The sequence below is a fragment of the Steroidobacter sp. genome (assembly GCF_016790065.1).
Lineage (GTDB): Bacteria > Pseudomonadota > Gammaproteobacteria > Steroidobacterales > Steroidobacteraceae > Steroidobacter.
In genome coordinates this window covers 1-3,090 of record NZ_JAEUPY010000029.1, presented here as the reverse complement: position 1 = coordinate 3,090, position 3,090 = coordinate 1, and the positions used below count along the sequence as shown (strand labels likewise).

General features: G+C 61.4%; 4 protein-coding genes. 1 reads left to right on the top strand and 3 read right to left on the bottom strand.

All coding sequences use genetic code 11. The features are described from left to right. On the top strand, positions 1–841 hold an 841-nt coding region (locus tag JNL55_RS01195; RefSeq protein WP_293848424.1), incomplete at its 5' end, for a helix-turn-helix domain-containing protein. Here JNL55_RS01195 and JNL55_RS01190 read toward each other — a convergent pair. The 3 genes from JNL55_RS01190 to JNL55_RS01180 form a co-directional block, all read right to left on the bottom strand. Beyond that, on the bottom strand, positions 831–1,793 hold the full coding sequence (locus JNL55_RS01190; protein WP_293848422.1) for a hypothetical protein: 963 nt from the start codon (positions 1,791–1,793) through the stop codon (positions 831–833). The genes JNL55_RS01195 and JNL55_RS01190 overlap by 11 nt on opposite strands. Then, a complete protein-coding gene (locus JNL55_RS01185; protein ID WP_293848420.1) occupies positions 1,790–2,245 on the bottom strand; it encodes a hypothetical protein in 456 nt (151 codons plus the stop codon). Before JNL55_RS01185 ends, JNL55_RS01190 begins: the two co-directional genes overlap by 4 nt. Next, the coding region (locus tag JNL55_RS01180) for a glycine cleavage T C-terminal barrel domain-containing protein (RefSeq protein ID WP_293848418.1) at positions 2,242–3,090 on the bottom strand (849 nt) is incomplete at its 5' end. The genes JNL55_RS01185 and JNL55_RS01180, both read right to left, overlap by 4 nt.

The window sequence follows — 3,090 nt, the reverse complement described above, 5'->3', positions numbered from 1 at the left end:
GTATGCCGGCACGTCGTCGTTCGCCGGCACCGCTCGTTACAGCGGCTTTCGCGAAGGCGCCGTGTGGAGCGAGGCAGAGCTAGGCACCAACGGCATGGGCACCTGCCTGTTGACGCGTTCTCCCATCGTTGTCGAAGCCGGTGCGCACTTCCTGGTTCAGAACACTCGGCTGACCTGCTACGCCGCGCCCATCATTGGCGGTACGGGTAGTCTGCTCGGTGCCATCAATATTTCGAGCGTGGATGCTTTGCCGCGAGGGCCCATGCTCTCGCTACTCGATCTTGCCGCCCAGAGCATCGAGAGTCGGTTGCTGCTGCCAGCCCCGAAGCACTTTGTGCTGAATTTCCACCGGCGCCAGGAATATGTGGGCACCGTTGCTGAAGGTGTCATTACTTTCACTGAGAGCGGCACCGTCGTGGGCGTGAATCGCAGCGGCATGCGATTGCTGGGCGCGTCCGCTCATGATGCGATCTGCGGCAATGACATTCAGCAGCTCTTTGGGGCCGATGCCAACCATCTGGCTCACATGCATCGCTTGCATGCCGGCGAGGTCTTCCCACTCACCTGGTCAGGCTCGGCACGGCGCGGCTTCGGAAAATTGCAGCTGCCGAGCGCGGCTGTTGGCGGCTGTCACACGGAGCAGGGCTGGGCCGCCGAGAATGCTCTGACCTTCGCGGAATCGTCTGCCATCGCCAGCGTGCTACAGCGCTGCCAATGGAACATGACTCGCGCAGCCAAGGAGCTGGGGATTGGTCGCAAGACGCTGTATCGGAAAATCTATAAATATCGGCTGGTGCGGCCGTCGGCGTCGCCGGGTCCTGTGTCTGCTTTCATCGGATGAGGCGCAAGCTTCCTTCGATCGATATCTCCACCACGCTGTGACTGAACGACGCTGAGGTCACGCGTTGGCCTTGCAGTGTCACCGACACGTGTGAGGTGCGAATGCCGTACGGGTCGGGTGTGACGAGCGGGTTGCCCCATTCGAGTACGAAGCTGCCGTTGCTAGCGTAGGGGGCGAGTTTTCCGGCGTGGGCCAATGCAACGGTCAAGGCGATGGTGCCGGTGCCACATTGGAATTCGTAGGGCAGGGCGGCCGCGGTGGCGTCGAGAAAGCGAGGAAAGATTCGGAAGTTGCCGGCGCCGTTGGGGTGCGCGTCGTAGAGCATGGCGTTGGAGTAGAGCGAATCCCCGTGCTGCTGGCGATGTTGTTCCAGGATCGCGGTTACCACAGCCAGATGCGGGCCGGGATCGCGGCGGGTGAAGTCCAGGCCGGGGTGGTGCGCTTCTAGCTCGGCCACATCGATGACCAAATACTCGCCCGCTGAGATTGCGGGCACGCCTTGCACGGAAACATCAGAGACTCCCAAGCCATAGGTGAGGTCGACGTAACTGTCCATCGTGGTCGTGACGCGGGTGGCTTGGCCGTTCGCCGCTTCGATGTGGATTGGAATCGTGCAGCTGTCCGTGATCAGTCGCACGTCGATGATCGGGCTGCTGACGTCTACGCCTAACCGCGTGCCTAGTTGCGTTTCGATCAGCGCCTTGCCGATGACCTGCGTCATGCCGCCGCACATCGAGACCCATTGGCGCGTTGTGCTGTCGGTGATGCGCAGGCGAAGGTCGTTACGACGGGCCATGGCGCTCAGCAAGCCCACTTCGAGGCCGCCGCTGAATGGCGGGTCTAGCACTGCGAGTGCCGTGGTGAGTTGCTCATCGAAGGGAATTTGCTCGGCGAGCAGCAGGCTCAACACATCCCAACCGCAGTGGCCTTTGACGAAGTAAAGCGATTTCATGAGCTGTGAATCCGCGTGACTAAACGTTCGCGCGTTTGTTCGATGGCGTCTTGGACGAACTGCAAATAGCTACGATGGGTCCAGACCGCGAAGCCCGCGGCGTCGTGCGCGACGATGGCCGGTGCATCGAAGAGACGGATGGCGGCGCAATGTCTGCCCGATAGAGTTCTGATCACGGGCATCTGGGTGGCAAGCAAACGCTGTGCGTTTTCTGCAGGCAAGCTAACTTGACACCATTTTCCAGTGACATCGAAGCTCTCGACGACGTCGCTGCCGAGCAAGGCGGCCATGATCCCGGGCTCGTGATCGGCAATCAGCCACCGACCCGGAGCAAAGTGCAGATACGTTCCGGCGTTCGTGCGGCGAACGGCGCCAGGCTCGATGGGAAGCTGCGGCGCCAGCGCGGGCAGGCTACGCAGATCCAGGGCGACGAGTTCGGTGGAGGCTTTCATGACGATTTCATGCGCTCGCCAGTGGGATCGAAGTGAGTCGTCGCGGTCGTGACAATGGCGGTCTCCAACTGGCGCAGTGGATCCATCGCAAGCAGCGGTACGCCAGAGCGGACCACGTTGCGATCAATCAGGGCCAGGCCAACCCACTGCGAGAGCGCCGGACTGAACACGGCCGACGTCACATGGCCTGCGCTGCGTGTTCGCTGGTCCGCACTAGTGATTTGAGCGCCAGCGAGAAACCGTGATCGGCCATCGGTCGCGCGGATGCCGATCAATGCAGGCCGTTCGGGCGCGTGAAAGGCGGCACGGTTCAACAGCGCACTACCGATGCATTGATTATTCGCTTGTAGGTGGGTGCTCAGGCCGAGATCGTCAGGCGTGGTCTGGCCATTCATCTCGCTGCCGCCGAGATAACCCTTCTCGGTGCGCAGGACATCGAGGGCCTCCAACCCATCGGGTTTGAGTCCTGAGTCCGCGAGCAGCTGACACAGCGATAAAGCGGCGTCTGGCTGGCAATGGAGTTCGTACGCGAGTTCGCCGGAGTAGCTGGCGCGAAGAACTCGAAGGGTGCTGCCGCGATGTTGAGTCTCGAAAAAAGTCATGTGAGCCAGTGCGTTGATCGAGGGTTCACCCAGCAGCCCGCTCAGCTTCTCGCGTGAGTTGGGTCCGGCGACGGCGATTGCCGCCCAAGCTTCGGTGACATCCGTCATTACGACTCGGTGATCACTCCAACGTCGATCGCGCCAATACTGAAAGTGTGCGAACAGATGATCCGCGTGGTCGCTACTAACGGTGGCGATAAAGCGATCGTCGGCATGGCGCATGATCACGCCGTCGGCAATCAC